General features: G+C 37.7%; 15 protein-coding genes. 1 reads left to right on the forward strand and 14 read right to left on the reverse strand.

From position 1 onward, the window contains the following. Positions 1-152 precede the first annotated feature (152 nt). The 10 genes from AN161_RS21980 to AN161_RS22030 form a co-directional block, all read right to left on the reverse strand. Positions 153-725, reverse strand: a complete 573-nt coding sequence (locus AN161_RS21980) for a thymidine kinase (RefSeq protein ID WP_053596461.1) — start codon at positions 723-725, stop codon at positions 153-155. A 124-nt stretch (positions 726-849) separates the two neighbouring features. Beyond that, complete coding sequence (gene rpmE / locus AN161_RS21985; RefSeq protein WP_010857976.1) at positions 850-1,053, reverse strand: 50S ribosomal protein L31; 204 nt, start codon at positions 1,051-1,053, stop codon at positions 850-852. Between the two features lie 167 nt (positions 1,054-1,220). Further along, on the reverse strand, positions 1,221-2,027 hold the full coding sequence (locus tag AN161_RS21990) for a DUF6574 domain-containing protein (protein ID WP_053596462.1): 807 nt from the start codon (positions 2,025-2,027) through the stop codon (positions 1,221-1,223). Between the two features lie 12 nt (positions 2,028-2,039). Beyond that, entirely contained in the window at positions 2,040-3,425 is a 1,386-nt protein-coding gene (locus AN161_RS21995) for a zinc-ribbon domain-containing protein (RefSeq protein ID WP_053596463.1), read from the reverse strand. Positions 3,426-3,859: 434 nt separating this feature from the next. Beyond that, positions 3,860-5,143 (reverse strand): transcription termination factor Rho, encoded by a 1,284-nt coding sequence (rho, locus tag AN161_RS22000; RefSeq protein WP_053596464.1) that lies wholly within the window; start codon positions 5,141-5,143, stop codon positions 3,860-3,862. Positions 5,144-5,429: 286 nt separating this feature from the next. Further along, complete coding sequence (gene glpX / locus AN161_RS22005; RefSeq protein ID WP_053596465.1) at positions 5,430-6,386, reverse strand: class II fructose-bisphosphatase; 957 nt, start codon at positions 6,384-6,386, stop codon at positions 5,430-5,432. Positions 6,387-6,481: 95 nt separating this feature from the next. Further along, entirely contained in the window at positions 6,482-7,768 is a 1,287-nt protein-coding gene (locus tag AN161_RS22010; RefSeq protein WP_053596466.1) for a UDP-N-acetylglucosamine 1-carboxyvinyltransferase, read from the reverse strand. A gap of 61 nt (positions 7,769-7,829) precedes the next feature. Then, positions 7,830-8,480: a fructose-6-phosphate aldolase gene (fsa, locus tag AN161_RS22015; RefSeq protein WP_053596467.1), complete on the reverse strand. Its 651-nt coding sequence runs from the start codon at positions 8,478-8,480 to the stop codon at positions 7,830-7,832. Between the two features lie 275 nt (positions 8,481-8,755). Next, positions 8,756-9,610, reverse strand: coding sequence for a class II fructose-bisphosphate aldolase (locus AN161_RS22020; protein WP_053596468.1), 855 nt, complete (start codon positions 9,608-9,610; stop codon positions 8,756-8,758). A 962-nt stretch (positions 9,611-10,572) separates the two neighbouring features. Continuing rightward, entirely contained in the window at positions 10,573-10,932 is a 360-nt protein-coding gene (locus AN161_RS22030) for a response regulator (RefSeq protein WP_053596470.1), read from the reverse strand. A 155-nt stretch (positions 10,933-11,087) separates the two neighbouring features. On the opposite strand from AN161_RS22030, the gene AN161_RS22035 reads away from it, so the two are divergent. Further along, positions 11,088-11,618 (forward strand): DUF2529 family protein, encoded by a 531-nt coding sequence (locus AN161_RS22035; protein ID WP_053596471.1) that lies wholly within the window; start codon positions 11,088-11,090, stop codon positions 11,616-11,618. Between the two features lie 213 nt (positions 11,619-11,831). Here AN161_RS22035 and AN161_RS22040 read toward each other — a convergent pair whose 3' ends face one another. From AN161_RS22040 to icmF, 4 genes are all read right to left on the reverse strand, one after another. Further along, on the reverse strand, positions 11,832-13,424 hold the full coding sequence (locus AN161_RS22040) for a CTP synthase (protein WP_053596472.1): 1,593 nt from the start codon (positions 13,422-13,424) through the stop codon (positions 11,832-11,834). Positions 13,425-14,156: 732 nt separating this feature from the next. Continuing rightward, positions 14,157-14,696, reverse strand: coding sequence for a DNA-directed RNA polymerase subunit delta (gene rpoE, locus AN161_RS22045; RefSeq protein ID WP_053596473.1), 540 nt, complete (start codon positions 14,694-14,696; stop codon positions 14,157-14,159). Between the two features lie 152 nt (positions 14,697-14,848). After that, positions 14,849-15,007 (reverse strand): hypothetical protein, encoded by a 159-nt coding sequence (locus tag AN161_RS30225; protein ID WP_198926923.1) that lies wholly within the window; start codon positions 15,005-15,007, stop codon positions 14,849-14,851. Positions 15,008-15,159: 152 nt separating this feature from the next. Next, on the reverse strand, positions 15,160-18,408 hold the full coding sequence (gene icmF / locus AN161_RS22050; protein WP_053596474.1) for a fused isobutyryl-CoA mutase/GTPase IcmF: 3,249 nt from the start codon (positions 18,406-18,408) through the stop codon (positions 15,160-15,162). Positions 18,409-18,537: the final 129 nt, after the last annotated feature.

Below are 18,537 nucleotides of genomic sequence, written 5' to 3' on the forward strand. Positions count from 1 at the left end.
TTTCACCTCTATTTAATTTTTTAAGACATTTGCTCTTTTGTATTACTGAGAATTACGCTAAGGCGTAATGACTTTTATGAACATTCTTTATTTCCACTACTTAGTATAAGGAAATTTTCGCATGTATGCTACTTTTTCTGAGCCGTTTTGCGTTATAGCGGCGGATGCGCATGACACTTTCGACAAACTGGATAATAGGAATCATTCCCTCCAATTTGAATTTGATCACCTGTATAAACAGGATTTCCACTTTCATCAACACGCAAATTCATTGTCGCCTTTTTATGACAGAACCAGCAAATTGTTTTCATTTCCTCAATTTTATCTGCATATGTAAGCATGTACTGACTGCCTTCAAATAACTCATTTTGGAAATCGTTTTTTAGACCGAAGCCCATAACTGGAATATCTAACTCATCTACGATATATGCTAACTGCAAAACATGTTCTTTTTTTAGAAATTGTACTTCATCAACGAGTACACAGTATGGTTTTACAGCATTGTTTTTTACTAGCTCAAAAATATTTGTATCATCATTAACAGGAATGGCTTGTTGACGTAAGCCTACTCGACTTGAGATAAAGCCTACTTCATCTCGCGTATCTATGCCTGGTGTAAACATCATTACAGGTTTTTGTTGTTCTTCATAGTTATGCGCAACTTTTAAAATTTCTATGGATTTACCACTATTCATCGCACCGTGTTTAAAATATAGCTGTGCCATTTTGTCTTCTCCCTTTCTTCATGTCGATCTGGATACCGAAAAGACTCGCATCAACGTTCATTTATATTGGTTATACTGAAAAAAATACCTGCCAAGCACATGCTTGGCAGGTATTAAACTAACATTAGTTTTTAAGACCGTATTTTTTGTTGAAACGATCCACGCGACCATCAGCAGACGCGAATTTTTGACGGCCAGTATAGAATGGGTGACAGTCGTTGCAGAACTCGACAACGATGTTTTCTTTTACTGAACCAGTTTTGAAAGTATTACCACAAGAGCAAGTTACTGTTGCTTCTTTGTAATCTGGATGAATTCCTTGTTTCATATTCGTTTTCTCCTCTCGCCCTGAACCATCTGGAACAGAGTATAATCGAACTGTACCTTACATAGCCCGAATATGTCGGCTACATATGTACACGTTGCATACTTAGCAATAATACCATATAAAATATACATTTGACAATAGTTTTGAATGTATTAACGATTAGGTATTTATAAGAGGAAATCTAAAAAGTTTCCTATAGTTGAATCTATAATAAATGAGAAGATAATTGCAGATAAAATACCTGTTACTACTAAATAGAAAATAAAACCGTAAAAACTATCAATGCTTTTAGATTTATTACTTAACAACTTAATCATTACAAAAATAGGGATACAACCAAGAACTAACACAAATCCAATGTATAACATCATGATTGAATACTTGTATGATCCCAATAAGCCTAATAAAATACTTAAAACTGTAATGGCAACGGGTAGTGTGTAATAATTTCCTATTTTACTAATAACATTTGTAAAACTAAGATTTTCAGAAAATAGTTTTGAGGTTAAAAATATAGCTAATACATTTATTGCTATTAGTAAAGAAATAAATAAAGACATATAGAAAAATACTTGAATGAAGGATGGTCCATAGCTTTCAAAGAATCCAAATCCTCCAGAAAGGAATTTTTTTATTAACACAAATACTGATAACGCTGTTAATAAAACATAGAGAATTATACTGGTAACACTATTTTTCCAAGCTGCTTCTACATTAAAATTGGTAGACGGCATTTTAATTTGTTCTAGAAAATAATTAAAGTATAACTTAGATTGCTTTTTAATTAATTCCATTTGCTCACTACTTTGCGTAGTCCCCTGATCAGTCTGTGCATATTGTGACTGTGGTTGTTCATCACTCATGCTATTTATTGTTGCAGCTTGCTCAAGTGCAGCATTTTCAAATGGAGTTCCACATTTTCCACAGAATTTCCCATCATCCTGTGTATGGCCACATGTTAAACAGTTTTTCATAAATACACCTCGTTAAAATTTTGTCTTTTTCGTATCTAAATCAACAATTTCATCAATAAAGTATTCTCCATTTTCATACGAAAAGACATACTTCTTTTTACGTTCATAATTAGTAGAGCCTTCTTTATCTGAAGAATAATTAAACGTTTCGAATGACTGTAACTCAAATTGCTTATCTGATAACGTTTTAAATGCAGTAATATCATTTAATAAAAAATCATAGTTGTAGCCAGGAATGTTATCATGATCTGTTACAAATTTTGCATAATCTTTTTTTATTTTGCTTCCTTCTTTAAAATATTCCTCAATGTAATCAAAATTTGTATATCGAATAGCTGATGCGTAGTCTGAACGGTAATTTTTATAAATATTTTTAATTAAATCTTCATGTTCGGCCATTTTTTGCTCCGTACGAATATGCTCAAAGGCTAAATAGATTGAATCATTCTCTAATGGTAATACCTCTGACTTCACTGCGTTACCATTTTTATCTTGACTTTGCGCATAAATTTCAATTTTGCTATTTAGTTGCGCTGGATAAAGCTCGCTTAATTCACTTACTTTTTTTTCAGTTGATTTACCATTTACATATACTATGGCATCCTCTAAATCCGAATCCACAGATACTGTCTGGAAATTCCAATCCATATCAATTTCAGCAATATTTTCAGATTGTGCTTTAAGTATTACATTACCTTTGTTTGCTAAAGGCATATAACCTTCTTCATAGCTATAAGACCAAGCATACTCACCTGGAATATATTTACCGAGGTTTAATTTTTCCCCTTCACTTTTACTAACAACTTCCTTATCACCAAATTTTATCGTCATATTTTTAAAAGGAGCATGAATATATACCTCTGTTGGAATAACTGTGAATTCAACTTTGTTATATAGTCCAAATAAAATAGGTTTACTATTAGCAGAAATAAACTCACCATTATTGTATATAATGTCAGGGTTTTCATTTTTCTTTATTCGTTCAACCTCATTTGTAAGTTGATCTCGTAAGTTTGTCCAACCATAATCTTTAACAATTGCGTAAAAGTTTTTGGCATTAGCTTCAGTACCTTCTTTTACATAAAACTCTTGAAAGAAAACTTCTTTATCTTGATTGTTGTATGCTTCATTCATTGCACTAATTTGCTTTGTAGGATCGTATATACTGCTTAGAACAAAATGTACAATAATAAGCACTAACAACACGCTACCTGAGATAGAATATATCCATTTCTGTTTGTTAGTCATTTTTTTGCGGGGGGCTATTTCTTGAGTACTTAATTTTGGTTCATTTTTCTCAGATGTTTTTTGTTGAGCATTCTGAAGGCTTTTACCACAGTTTGTACAAAACAATGCTTCTTCACTATTTTGCTCCCCACAAGTTGTGCAAAATTCCATTAATAATCACCATTCCCTATATATTATAACAAAATTATACAATAAAAAATTGTAAATTAATAGATTGTTTTACTACGATTTATTCATGTTTTTTCATTTTTTATACATTTAAGTCATGTAATTTTATATATACGCCAACAGGAAAATAGTATTAGAAAACAGATGTGTCGATTAACTATTTTTATCCATTTCCATTAATTAGAAGGCTCTGATTTCCACGACGAGCCGCTTCCAAGCTTATTCTCCACCTAATTTCATTTTTATCGGAATATTACCTCATTTTATCGGAACAATCTCAGCATTTATCGGAACATTATCTCGTTTTATCGGAACAATCTCAGCATTTATCGGAACATTATCTCGTTTTATCGGAACAATCTCTTTTTAATGAAAAAAATCACCATCAACTATTACTAGTCAATGGTGATTCATGTTTATAGTAGGCCCTTACCTTTAGTAGCTTTTTTCATATCTTCATTTAACTTTTCAAAGAATTCTTCATTTGATTTTGTCGTACGTATTTTTTTCAGGAAGCGCTCCGCGAAATCCGGTGCGTCCGAGAATGTTTTACGAATCGCCCACAGCTTTTCAAGTTGCTCAGGCTCAAGCAGAAGCTCTTCCTTACGTGTACCTGAACGACGGATATCAAGCGCAGGGAAAATACGACGCTCTGCTAATTGACGATCAAGATGCAGCTCTAAATTACCTGTCCCTTTAAATTCCTCATAAATGACCTCATCCATACGAGACCCTGTATCCACTAAAGCTGTCGCTAAAATTGTTAAGCTACCACCTTCTTCAATATTCCGTGCAGAACCGAAGAATCGTTTTGGTCTATGGAAAGCAGCTGGATCAATACCACCTGAAAGCGTACGACCGCTTGGTGGAATAACTAAGTTATAAGCGCGTGCTAAACGTGTAATAGAGTCCATTAAAATAATAACGTCACGCTTATGCTCAACTAAGCGACGTGCACGTTCTAACACAATCTCTGCCACTTTCACATGATTTTCTGGGACCTCATCGAAAGTTGAGCTCACTACATCTGCATTCACAGATCGTTCAATATCAGTTACTTCCTCAGGGCGTTCATCAATAAGTAAGACAATTAACTCTGCATCAGGATAATTTGTTGTAATGGCATTCGCTATTTCTTTTAATAACGATGTTTTCCCTGCCTTTGGTGGTGCAACGATCAATCCACGCTGACCAAAGCCCACAGGTGCCACTAAATCCATAATACGAGTCGATAAATTGCGTTGTGATGTTTCAAGCTTAATTTGTCGATCAGGGTATAAAGGCGTTAATGCAGGAAAATGCACACGTTCCTTTGCCACTTCTGGGTCTTCGCCGTTAACAGCATCCACTTGTAGTAGTCCATAATAGCGTTCGTTTTCTTTAGGTGGACGTACTTTACCAGACACCTTGTCCCCATTTCGTAGGTCAAAGCGACGAATCTGAGAAGCAGAAATATAAATATCCTCTTTACTTGGTGAATAGTTAATTGGTCGAAGGAAGCCAAAGCCCTCTTGCGAAACAATTTCTAGTACGCCTTCCATAAAGAAATAGCCCTCTTGCTCTGAACGTGTTTTCAAAATAGCAAATATTAATTCTTTTTTCGTTAGCTTGCTATAATATGAAATTTTATATTGGCGTGCAAGGGCGTAAAGCTCTTTTAACGTCATGTTTTCTAATTGAGCGATTGTCAATGCAGACATATGCACAACTCCAGTCTTTTTCAAAATATAATGCAATTAAATTGGGGTTATCATAGAAGTTTTTTTTACGATTGGCTCTGTTTTAAGTTGTTCTTTCCGTACCTGTTAGCGTTTTCTTTTTTAAGTCAGAAATTAGCAGTGTGAAGCAGAGCTATAGGTACTTCAGTCAACCATACAAAAACATTGAAGTATAACATAGCCATATAAAACTATGGGATGGTTTAAATTTAGAAGAAGGTACCTAGCGCAAAAAGATGCACTAGGTATAGTTTAGAAGAAAATTTAATTAATAGCTAGGTTTTTTATCAAGAGCGTGGCGACCTTCTACAAAACGCACAGTTCCAGATTTCGCTCGCATTACAACTGAATGTGTTAATGCATAGGCTCCTTTATACTGAACACCTTTTAATAGCTCGCAATCTGTTACAGCTGTCGCTGCAAAAATAGCATCGTCACCTTTAACTAGATCATCTAAATAAAGAACTTTTTCTACATCTACGCCCATTTTTTTGCAGCGCTCTAGCTGTTCCTCATCTTCTGGCACTAGTTTCGCTTGGAAGTCTCCACCTAGACATTTTAATGCAACTGCCGAAATAACACCTTCTGGAGCACCACCTGTACCAAACATAATATCAATGCCGGTTTCATCAAAAGCAGTATTGATAGCTGCTCCAACGTCGCCATCTTGAATAAATTTAATACGTGCGCCAGCTTCTCGAATTTCATCAACAATTGCTTGGTGACGTGGTCGATCTAAAAGAGTAGCTACCACGTCTGAAATATCTTTATTTTTAGCCTTCGCTACCTGTAATAAATTATACGTAACAGAAGCATTAATATCGACCTTACCAGCCGCTTCCGGTCCTACTGCAATTTTCTCCATGTACATATCGGGCGCATTTAACAGATTCCCCTTATCTGCAATGGCAAGAACTGTCATCGCACCATTCGTACCCTTCGCCACAATATTTGTACCTTCTAGAGGGTCAACTGCAATATCTACTTTAGGACCTCCATTACGTAAGCCAAGCTCTTCACCAATATAAAGCATTGGCGCTTCATCCATTTCGCCTTCACCAATTACTACTGTAGCATGCATTGGAATTGTATCGAACATTACGCGCATCGCTGTCGTTGCTGCATCATCTGCCTCAATTTTCAAACCGCGACCCATCCATTTCCCGGATGCGATTGCTGCTGCCTCTGTTACTCGTACTACTTCCATCGATAAACTACGTTCCATTGTTCTTTTTGCCTCCCGTTATCGGCATACTTCTTCACCGAAACATTCAAATTACCTCTATTGTAACATAGTTAGTTCAAAACTTTTAGCTCTCATTATTCCTTTGCCTCTGCTACGCGTGCTATTATTGTTTCACGTCGAATATCAGCGCCTAAATCACGTAATTTCTCAATAAGTGAGCTATAGCCGCGCTCAATATGATAAATATCATGAATTTCTGTTTCACCTTCAGCTAAAAGGCCTGCTAATACTAATGCGGCACCAGCACGAAGGTCAGTAGCTGTTACAGTTGAACCCTGTAATTTACTAGGGCCTGTAATAATAGCTGTATTTCCTTCAACACGTGCATTGGAATTCATACGACGAAGTTCATCAATATGCTTAAACCGAGCTGTATAGATTGTATCTGTTACCCTTGAGGAACCAAATGCCTGAGACATTAATACAGCAAGTGGCTGCTGTATATCCGTTGGGAACCCCGGATACACTAATGTTTTAACATCAACTGCATGCAATGTGGATAGGTCCGTTTTTGGCACAAAAATACTTTCTTCACCGATGTCAATCTTCACACCCATTTCACGAAGCTTTGCAATAATCGCCTCTAAATGTAATGGAATAACATTATCAATTGTAACGCCTTCACCTAAAGCGGCAGCCATAATCATAAACGTGGCAGCTTCAATACGATCTGGAATAATCGTATGCTCCGTACCATGAAGCTCTTCAACACCTTCAATACGAATAACACTCGTACCTGCACCTTTAATATTAGCACCCATGTTAGTTAGAAGAGTTGCCACATCAATAATTTCTGGTTCTTTCGCTGCATTTTCAATAACCGTACGTCCCTTTGCAAGGACAGCAGCTAACATAATATTAATTGTAGCTCCAACACTGGCAACGTCTAAATATATTTTTGCGCCAATTAATTCATCAGCACGTAAATAAATCGCTCCATGCTCATTAGTGATTTTCGCACCTAATGCCTCAAAGCCTTTTATATGTTGGTCAATAGGACGTGGCCCTAAGAAGCAGCCTCCAGGTAAACCAATCACAGCTTTTTTAAAGCGACCAAGCATAGCGCCCATTAAGTAATAGGAGGCACGAAGCTTTTTCACGTTGCCGTTTGGTAGTGGCAAAGCAATCATGTTCGTTGGGTCAATTGTCATCTTGCCATCCTCAAAAGAAACTTCCCCACCGATTTCCTCTAATAAAGCTTGTAATGTCCATGCATCAGAAATTTCAGGAATCCCTCCAATTGTCACTGGAGAGTTCGCCAAAATTGATGCTGGAATTAAGGCGACTGCACTATTTTTTGCACCACTAACTTTAATTGTACCCTTTAGACGATTTTCGCCTGTAATTTTATAAACATCCATTTTGCGTTCTCCCTCATGATTGGAAAGTAATTTTTTGCGATTGGCTCACTATATAATCTTATTATTCGCCTTTTCTCTTATTCCAATCCGCTAAAAATCCTTCAATTCCTTTTTCCGTTAATGGATGGTTGAAAAGTTGTTTTAATACTTTAAAAGGAGTAGTTGCAATGTGTGCACCAGCAAGTGCTGCAGCCGTTACATGCTGTGGATGACGGATAGATGCAGCGATAATTTGCGTGTCGATATTATGAATTGTGAAAATATCTGCAATTGTTTCAATTAGCTCTACACCATTTTGCCCCATATCATCTAAACGGCCGATAAATGGTGATACATATGTAGCACCCGCACGAGCAGCCATTAATGCTTGGTTTGCACTAAAAATTAATGTTACGTTCGTTTTAATACCTTTGTCTGCAAAGAAGCGACACGCCTCTAAGCCAGCAGGAGTCATTGGTAATTTAACTGTAATATTCGGAGCAATAGCAGCTAATTCTAAGCCTTCTTTAATCATACCTTCTGCATCTAGAGCAATTACTTCCCCACTCACAGAGCCGTCTACAAGCTCTGAAATTTCACGAAGTCGATCATAGAAAGAAACGTTCTCTTCTTTAGCCACTAATGATGGGTTTGTTGTAACTCCTGATAAAATACCCCATGCATGTGCTTCTTTAATCTCTTCAAAGTTTGCTGTATCAATGAAAAATTTCATAATATTTCCTCCTGATCACTATTTTGGTTCATCACCATAATTGAGGTTGATTTCCGTTCCGACTGTGCGCTTTCCTAGGGCCATTCAGTTGGAACGGAAATCAACTTATACATACGTTTAACAAATATTATCCCAAACTCTTGGTGCTGAGCCTTATAATTGAATATTTGCCAAAAATTTTTTATTTCAAAAACAAGAGAAGGTCGATAACTGCATCAACACTTCTCTTATTATGTGTATTCATCTGTGCTTTTGTAGCATGTTAGATGCAGAATTTATGCTTTTTGTGCACTGCCAAATTCGCGGATTTTCCCAATAACTGTTGCTTTAATCGCTTCACGTGCCGGAGCAAGGAATTTACGAGGATCATAAACAACTTTATCATTATCAAGAACTTCACGGATTACTTTTGTAGCAGCAATTTGATTTTCAGTATTAACGTTAATTTTTGCTGTACCTAATGAAATTGAACGTTGGATATCTTTTGTAGGGATACCAGTTCCACCATGTAATACTAATGGAAGGTCTGCTAAGTTTGAGATTTCTTCCATTTCTTTAAAGCCTAAGTTTGGTTCTCCTTTGTAAGGACCATGTACAGAGCCAAGTGCTGGTGCTAAGCAGTCGATATCTGTTAGCTCAACCATTTTACGGCATTCTTCTGGATCAGCGTACATAATACCACCGATTACGCCATCCTCGTCACCACCTACTGTGCCAAGCTCAGCTTCAACAGAAATACCTTTCGCATGAGCGTATTCAACTACTTTTGAAGTAATTGCAATATTTTCCTCGAATGGGTGGTGAGATGCATCAATCATAACAGAAGTGAAGCCTGCATCAATTGCCTCTTTACATTTTTCAAAGCTTGAACCATGGTCAAGATGAATAGCTACTGGTACTGTAGTTCCATAAGATTCCATTAAACCTTTTACCATGTGTACAACGGAGATGAATCCGCCCATATATTTACCTGCGCCTTCAGAAACGCCTAGAATAACTGGAGATTTTTCTTCTTCTGCTGCTTGTAAAATTGCTTGAGTCCACTCAAGGTTGTTGATGTTGAACTGCCCAACCGCATAACCTTCTGCTTTTGCTTTAATTAACATCTCTTTCATAGATACTAATGCCATACTAAAAATCCTCCTCTATAGGACTATTCTTTCTACATAGATATGCTATTTAATCATAGCAAAAATAACAGCCCCTGAAAAGCAGGGGCTGTTATTTTCTGCACGAAAGCGCAGTGTAACGAAGCGACAGTGCCAACCGTAGTGCAGTGTTAACGGAACGAAGGTTACGCGAAAGCGGAGTGCAACGCAGCGACAGCGTCTTCTTTTCTGCACGTAAGCGAAGTGTAACGGAGCGGCAGTGCCAACCGTAGTGTAGTGTTAACGGAACGAAGGTTACGCGAAAGCGGAGTGCAACGCAGCGGCAGCGTCTTCTTTTCTGCACGAAAGCGGAGTGCAACGGAGCGGCAGTGCCCAACCGTAGTGTAGTGCAACGAAACGAAGGTTAGCCCCTGAAAAGCAGGGGCTGTTATTTTCTACACGAAAGCGCAGTGCAACGGAGCGGCAGTGCCAACCGTAGTGTAGTGAAACCCAACGAAGTTCTAGTGGCTGGGACAAAACTGGTCAAAACCTTTAAAAGCGCGAAAAATCAATTTAGAAACGTTTATTTCTTGTGCTTTTTTGAAGTTAAATTTTGCGTAAAAAAATATGCTTATGTCATAAGAGGCGCAAATTATCAGTGCGGTCAGATAGTGGTGCATGAAGGTAGATGTCGATATTTTTCGAAAGTTGGGTGATAAATCGAGAAAGTTGGTCGATAAATTAAAAAAGTTGGTCGATAAATCGAGAAAGTTGGTCAATAAACAATCAAAAGTTCTCGATAAATCTCAAAACTGCAGCTCATCGGACGCCTCCTCAATGCGAAAGCGTAGCGACAGCAAAGCGCCGAGTAGGAGCGGAAATCAAACCTCACGTTATGATGAGCCTTATATTTCGGAAGCAAAATGAATATGAAACGATAGAACATTACTTCAAATCGAATAATAACCATAAAAAACAGGCGGTGTTGACCACTGCCTGTTCATCTAAACTTTTAACGTATTATTAACCTCATCACGCACTTCAAAAATATCAAAAGGCTTAGTAAAATATCGGATTGCTCCTAAATCTAATGCTTCCTGTACAACATCCAGTTCACCATATGCAGTCATCATGAATACCGGAAGTTGTGGCCACTTTTCTTTTAAGCGCTTTAAAATTTCTATGCCATCCATTCCTGGGATTTTCATGTCTAATAGGACGCAATCCATTTCCTCCTCCTCTGCATATCGTAGTGCTTCAGTACCATTTGCAGCTAAATATGTAACATAACCTTCCTTTTTCAACACTTCATTCAAAAGCAAACGAATTCCTGGTTGATCATCGACAATTAGTAATCGTTTCACATTTCATTCCGCCCTTTTTGAGTTATTATTCTTGCACCAAAACTTCCTATATTATGTATTATTCTCCTTCAACAGCTTAATACCTTCTAGTATTATAAATTATCTATTTTGCTTTATGCTCTTTTCAAACATATAATATTGATTGAGGTGGGACCATGTCAAAAATTCTAACAACACAACTGAGTGGATTATTACAAAGAATAACACAAAATGAAGAGGAAGCTATTGAAGAAACAGCACGATTACTTGCACAAGCAGGCATTGGTGAAGGTAACGTTTATTTCGCATGCTTTGGTGAAATGCAAGTTGTCGAATTAAATGCATGTCAAGCTGTGGAACGTTTTGCTAAGCTAGTTCCTTGGACAAAAGATACCGTTATTACTGAAGCTGATCGTGTATGTATTTTTACCCGTGGCGCACATGATGAGGAGGCATTAGCCTTAGCGCATCAATTAAATAATCATTTTATTCCATTTGCAGCGGTTGCTAGCGAAGTAGCAGATTCTGAAAACCCACTGGCAGATTTGGCGTATACGTATATTTCTACACGCATACGCGGTGGATTATTACCGAATGATTTAGGAGAGCGCATAGTTGTGCCACATTCTATTGCTGCCCTTTTTGTTTATGAAGCAGTAAAAATTGCTTATGATGAAATGCTTGCTCTTGATGATGAAGAGCTATAAAGAATCTATAAAGCTCCTTTTGTTCGTTTTATAGGAATACTTTGAAGATTTATCGAAACAAAATCGCTCTTTATCGAAACTATTTGAGCTTTTATCGAAACAAAATCTCATTNGCTGTTATCGCAAGCTCATTTTATCAAAAAAATCAACCCCTCGTTTTGCCGAAGAGCTATAAAAAGAGTTGTCTCAGCGCTTGAGACAACTCTTTTTTCATTATTTGAATGTTGCTCCGATAAAATCACGGAACAATGGCTGTGGACGATTTGGACGTGATACTAACTCAGGGTGGAATTGGCATGCTACGAAGAAATCATTTTCTGGTAACTCGATAATTTCTACTAATTTACCGTCAGGACTTGTACCTGAGAAGACAAGACCTGCAGCTTCCATTGATTCACGATATTCATTGTTAAATTCATAGCGGTGACGGTGGCGTTCATAAACAAGCTCTTGAGCATAGGCTTTGCTTGCCTTTGAACCATCTTTTAACTTACATGGATATAAGCCTAAACGTAATGTACCACCAATATCTACAGTATCGTTTTGATCTGGTAAGAAGTCAATAATAGGATATTCTGTATTTGCATCAAGTTCTGTAGAATGTGCGCCTTGTAAACCAAGTACGTTTCGAGCAAATTCCACTGTCGCAAGTTGCATACCTAGACAAATACCTAAGAATGGTACATTATTTTCACGAGCATATTGTGTCGCTAAAATTTTACCTTCAACTCCACGATCACCGAAGCCACCTGGAACTAAAATTGCGTCAGCCCCTTTTAATAGCGTAGCAACATTGTCAGCATCTACATGTTCTGCATTAATCCAGTCAATCTCAATATCAGAATTAAATGCATAGCCCGCATGCTTTAATGCCTCTACAACAGAAATGTAAGCATCTTGTAGCTCTACATACTTACCTACTAATGCTATTTTTCGTTTATTTGGTAAGCTCTTCACTTTCGCTACAAGCTCACGCCATTCTTCCATATCCGCCTCTGGTGCATCAATGCCAAAATGGTCAAGTACGATATCATCAATATCTTGTGCATGAAGGTTTAGAGGTACTTCATATAAATGTTCTGCATCGCGAGATTCAATAATTTCGTGTGGCTGAACATCACAGAATAAAGCTAATTTTTCTTTCATATCCTCAGGCACTTCTTGCTCGGTGCGCACAACGATAATATTTGGTTGAATACCTAAAGAGCGCAATTCTTTTACAGAATGCTGAGTTGGCTTTGTTTTTAGCTCGCCCGCAGCTTTAATATAAGGAATAAGCGTACAATGAACATACATCACATTGTTATGACCTAAATTTGTTTTCATTTGGCGAATTGCTTCAAGGAATGGCAGTGATTCAATATCTCCAACCGTTCCGCCTACTTCTGTAATAACAACGTCTGCATTCGTTTCACGACCAGCTCGTTGAATACGATCCTTGATTTCATTTGTAATGTGAGGAATTACTTGTACTGTTCCACCGTTGTAATCACCACGGCGTTCTTTTTGTAATACAGACTGATAAACACGACCTGATGTTACAGTGGAATGTTTTCCTAGGTTAATATCAATGAAACGTTCGTAGTGACCTAAGTCTAAGTCAGCTTCTGCGCCATCATCTGTTACGAAAACCTCGCCATGTTGATAAGGACTCATTGTACCTGGATCAATATTGATATATGGATCAAATTTTTGAATCGTTACTTCTAATCCGCGATTTTTTAATAAACGACCTAGAGATGCTGCTACAATCCCTTTTCCAAGTGAAGACACAACCCCACCTGTTACAAAAATATACTTTGTCATGAAAAAATCCTCCTTATGTTGTTCTAAAAATTGCTAGTAAGAAAAGTACATTCACGACACATGCTGATTCTAAGCATTGATGCAAATGTTTCGGCAGGCTAAGAAAATAAGTATTTCTCACCCCTAAAATAAGAAAAGCCGAGAATGCCTACACACATGTAGTCGATTCGAAGCTGTAATCGTTTCTATCTCTTTTCTACTTTCCTTTTAAAATGTTTTAACATATACTCAATCACCGCTTACTATACATCATAAATAATTAAGAGCATTACTATTCATTCCGTAGTTATAAACATGGGAGAACTTGACTGAATAAAGTTAAAAAATAAAAAAACGCTCCTCCTGCATAGGTTTGCAGGGGGAGCGTATTATATACACGGTCTTTCTCCTTTAATTAAGGAGCCCAAGTAAAAGATTAAACGTAACCGCGATAGAAGTCAAGATTTTTTACTACAAGGATAAAAGAAAAAAAATTCAAAGAGTAATTTTCATCAATTATGCCTCGGCATAATTGCGTCCGGAATCGGCTTTGTGCTTAGGCCTGCACGAGGGCCGACACGATGTCGGTCATTTCGGTAATGCCACAGGACGTGGCGTTTTTACCGATGCAGGTCAGTGTTATCGCATGGATGCGATGATTTTAGGCTAACATCCTCTGTGAACTCCTTTCCGATTTCCGTGACATCCGCCGGAGGCTTCTAACTTATTTCAGCGGATCTTTGCTGAAATAAGTTAGATTTCTTCCTCTTCTTCTTCTTCTTCAAAATCTTCATCTTCAACAAAGTCTTCGTCGATTTCCTCATCGATTTCTTCTATATCTTCTTCTTCTTCTTCAAAATCAATCTCTTCTTTATCTTCTTCTTCCTCGTCTAGCTCATCTTCTTCAACGAATTCTTCATAATCTTCATCAAAGTCAATCTCTTCTTCTAAATCTTCTTCCAAATCATCTTCATCAATGGTAGCTTTAGATTTTTTCTTATGAGTTTTAACAGAAGGAGCTGTTTCTTCTTCAATTTGTTCAACTTTATACCATTCACGTAAGCCCCAGCCAGTCTCCTGATTAAATAAGAAGCGGCCATCTACATTTAAATCTGTGTAAAATTGTAGTAGGCGAGGCTTCATTTCTTCATCACTATAGCCCACAAGCTCTTGAATTATTGTTAATAAGTCATTATAAGACATTGAGGTACGTTTTTCATTTAAAATTGCATACGTTAAGTTAATTAACGATTCTTCCGTTAATTGTTCCTTTGTCATTTCACGAAAATTCATTCGTGCACTTCCTTTCCCTCATCACAATGGACGTTTTAAAATTATATATTGCTTTATTTTCGGAGCGCAGCAAAAAAAGCCGCACAAAAGTAACTTTCCATATCATAAGCATAATACCCATTATATACAAAGTTTTATCCTCATTGCTAGCTTCAATTACTGTTTTTTATATCACGCATTTTTTTTATCCCACAGTAAAACAAATAGACAGATAATAATAATAAAGGAACAGCGCCAATCTGCTTATCATACAGGAAAATAACTCCTAACACTAAAGCTAAAATAATGATGTAGTGAATAACTGATTTCATCCTCTACTGCGCCTCCCCTTTTTTTTACAATTCTATTATAACGGAAATAAAAAGAAGTGCCTAATCCTAAGACTAGACACTTAAAAATACAGCAGCATTTTGTATCAAATAGAATAAATGCCAAAAAGGAAGAAGTTATGCACGTTTACGATTTACATATTACGACGATATTGTCCGCCTACTTCGTATAAAGCCTTCGTGATTTGCCCTAAGCTAGCTACTTTTACGGTTTCCATTAACTCCGCGAAAATATTGCCATTGTTTACAGCTACTTGTTGTAAACGAGCAATAGCCGCTTCAGTCCCTTCTCCATGTTGCTTCCAGAAGGCATGTAAATTATGAATTTGCGTCTCTTTTTCTTCCGTCGATGCACGCGCAATTTCCATATTGTCAATTTCATCCGCTGAAGGTGGATTCGGATTTAAGTATGTGTTCACACCAATGATTGGTAACTCACCCGAATGTTTTAGCATTTCGTAGTACATGGATTCCTCTTGGATCTTACCGCGCTGATATTGTGTTTCCATTGCACCTAGCACGCCACCACGATCATTGATACGATCAAATTCTTCTAATACCGCTTCTTCTACAAGGTCCGTTAATTCTTCCACAATAAATGCACCTTGTAATGGGTTTTCGTTTTTCGCTAAGCCATGTTCCTTCGTAATAATCATTTGAATGGCCATCGCACGACGTACAGATTCTTCCGTAGGCGTTGTAATGGCCTCATCATATGCATTTGTATGCAATGAATTACAATTATCCTGTAAAGCCATTAATGCCTGTAATGTTGTGCGGATATCATTAAAATCAATCTCCTGTGCATGCAAACTACGTCCAGATGTTTGGATATGATATTTAAGCTTTTGCGCACGTTCATTGGCGTTGTACTTATCACGCATCACAACTGCCCAAATACGACGAGCTACGCGTCCAATAACTGTGTACTCTGGATCAAGTCCGTTAGAGAAGAAGAATGATAGATTTGGTGCAAAATCGTTAATATTCATTCCACGACTTAAATAATATTCCACATACGTAAAGCCATTTGCTAATGTAAAAGCCAACTGTGAAATTGGGTTCGCTCCAGCTTCGGCAATATGATAACCAGAAATAGATACTGAGTAGTAATTACGAACTTTATAATCGATAAAGTATTGCTGAATATCTCCCATCATACGTAATGCAAACTCTGTTGAGAAAATACATGTATTTTGCCCTTGATCTTCTTTTAAAATATCTGCTTGCACCGTTCCACGCACGACCTGTAATGTTTTCTCTCGTGTCTCCGTAAATTCTTCAACTGTCAAAGGGCGACCAAGTTCTTTCTCATGTAGTTTCACTTGCTGATCAATAGCCGTATTCATGAACATCGCCAAAATAATCGGTGCAGGACCGTTAATGGTCATCGATACTGAAGTTGATGGTGCACATAAATCAAAGCCTGCATAAAGCTTTTTCATATCCTCTAACGTACAAATGGATACACCCGACTCTCCAACCTTGCCATAAATATCTGGTCGGTAATCTGGATCTTCACCGTATAGCGTTACCGAATCAAATGCTGTTGATAAACGTTTTGCATCATCATCCTTCGATAAATAATGGAATCGTTTATTTGTACGCTCAGGCGTACCCTCACCAGCAAATTGTCGCTTCGGATCTTCACCTTCACGTTTAAATTGGAATACCCCCGCAGTATAAGGGAATTCACCAGGTACATTTTCTCTATAAACCCAACGTAAAATTTCACCGTAATCTACAAATTTCGGCAAGGCAACTTTAGGAATTTTTGTACCAGAAAGGCTTGTTGTCTTTAAAATCGTGCGAATTTCCTTATCACGAACTTTCGTTACAAATTCGTCCCCAGCATACGCTTCTTTTAAAGTCTGCCAATTATCTAAAATGCGCTTAGATTCAGCCGTTAATTCATCTCTGACACCTTCCGCTAAAGAAGCAAGAGAAGCAACAAGTGCATCATTTGGTGCTTTTTCCTTAACCGCTGCAATAGCTCCCTCTAATTGGAATAGACGGCGAGCAAATTCCACCTGTTGCTCTGATTTTTTGTGATAGCCACGCACAGTATCTGTAATTTCTCGTAAATAATAACGACGATCGTTTGGAATAATAATATCCTGCTTTTGAGTTTTCGCAAATTGCTCATAGCCTGTTTCCCAATTACTTCCTGTATTCTTATTAATGATATTTACTAATGCAGCAAATAAAGCATTCGTTCCTTTATCATTAAATTGACTTGCAATCGTACCGTAAACAGGCATATTATCAAGTGATTCATCCCAAAGCTCTCGCGAACGTTGGTATTGCTTCTGCACTTGGCGTAATGCATCCTCAGAGCCTTTGCGTTCAAATTTATTGATGGCGATAACATCCGCAAAATCAATCATGTCAATTTTCTCAAGCTGCGTTGGAGCACCAAACTCACTTGTCATAACGTACATGGATAGATTCGTATAGTTTGTAATTTCCGCATCACCTTGACCAATACCACTTGTTTCTACAATGATTAAATCATAGCCTGCTACTTTCACTACATCTAGCACGTCCCCAATCGAAGCAGAAAGCTCTGTACGAGATCCACGGGTTGCTAAACTACGCATATATACTCGATTATTGAAAATCGCATTCATACGAATTCGGTCACCAAGTAAAGCCCCACCTGTTTTTTGCTTTGTCGGATCGACAGAAAGAATCGCTACGCGTTTATCTGGGAATTCTTTCAGGAAACGACGAATTAATTCATCCGTTAAGGAAGACTTACCCGCACCACCAGTTCCTGTAATACCTAATATAGCTGTCCCTTTCGAGCGTTTGCGAGCTTCTACTAGCATATTTTTCGTTTCTTCATCGTCATTCGACTCTGCAGCAGTTATTAAATTCGCTAAAATTTCTGGTGTTTCTGTCGTTAGAGCATCAAGCTTTTCTTGATAGTTACCTGTTGCCGTTTGGAAATCGGTCCCCTTAATTTTCTCATTAATCATCCCTTGTAATCCTAAGACACGTCCATCCTCTGGTGAGAAAATCCCTGCAACCCCATAAGCATGTAACTCTTTAATTTCACGTGGTAAAATAACACCACCACCGCCACCATAAATTTTAATATGCGGCGCTCCCTTTTCACGCAGTAAATCATACATATATTTAAAGTATTCCATATGTCCACCTTGATAAGAAGATACAGCAATACCTTGAGCATCCTCTTGAATCGCAGCATTTACGACTTCTTCCACGGAGCGATTATGTCCTAAATGGATTACCTCTACACCGCTTGATTGTAAAATACGTCGCATAATATTGACCGAAGCATCATGCCCATCAAAAAGACTTGATGCTGTAACAAAACGTACGTGATTTTTTGGACGATACACTTCTACCTTTGTCATATGAAATCCCCACTTTCTCCCCTTAATGTTCTTTATCGACTCATCATCATAACGTGGGGTTGATTTCCGTTCCGACTGTGCGCTTTCCTGGGGGCGTCCGATGAGCCGCTTCACTCGCTTTGCTCGCTC

Source organism: Lysinibacillus sp. FJAT-14222 (assembly GCF_001278875.1).
In the GTDB taxonomy this organism is placed as follows: Bacteria; Bacillota; Bacilli; order Bacillales_A; family Planococcaceae; genus Lysinibacillus; species Lysinibacillus agricola.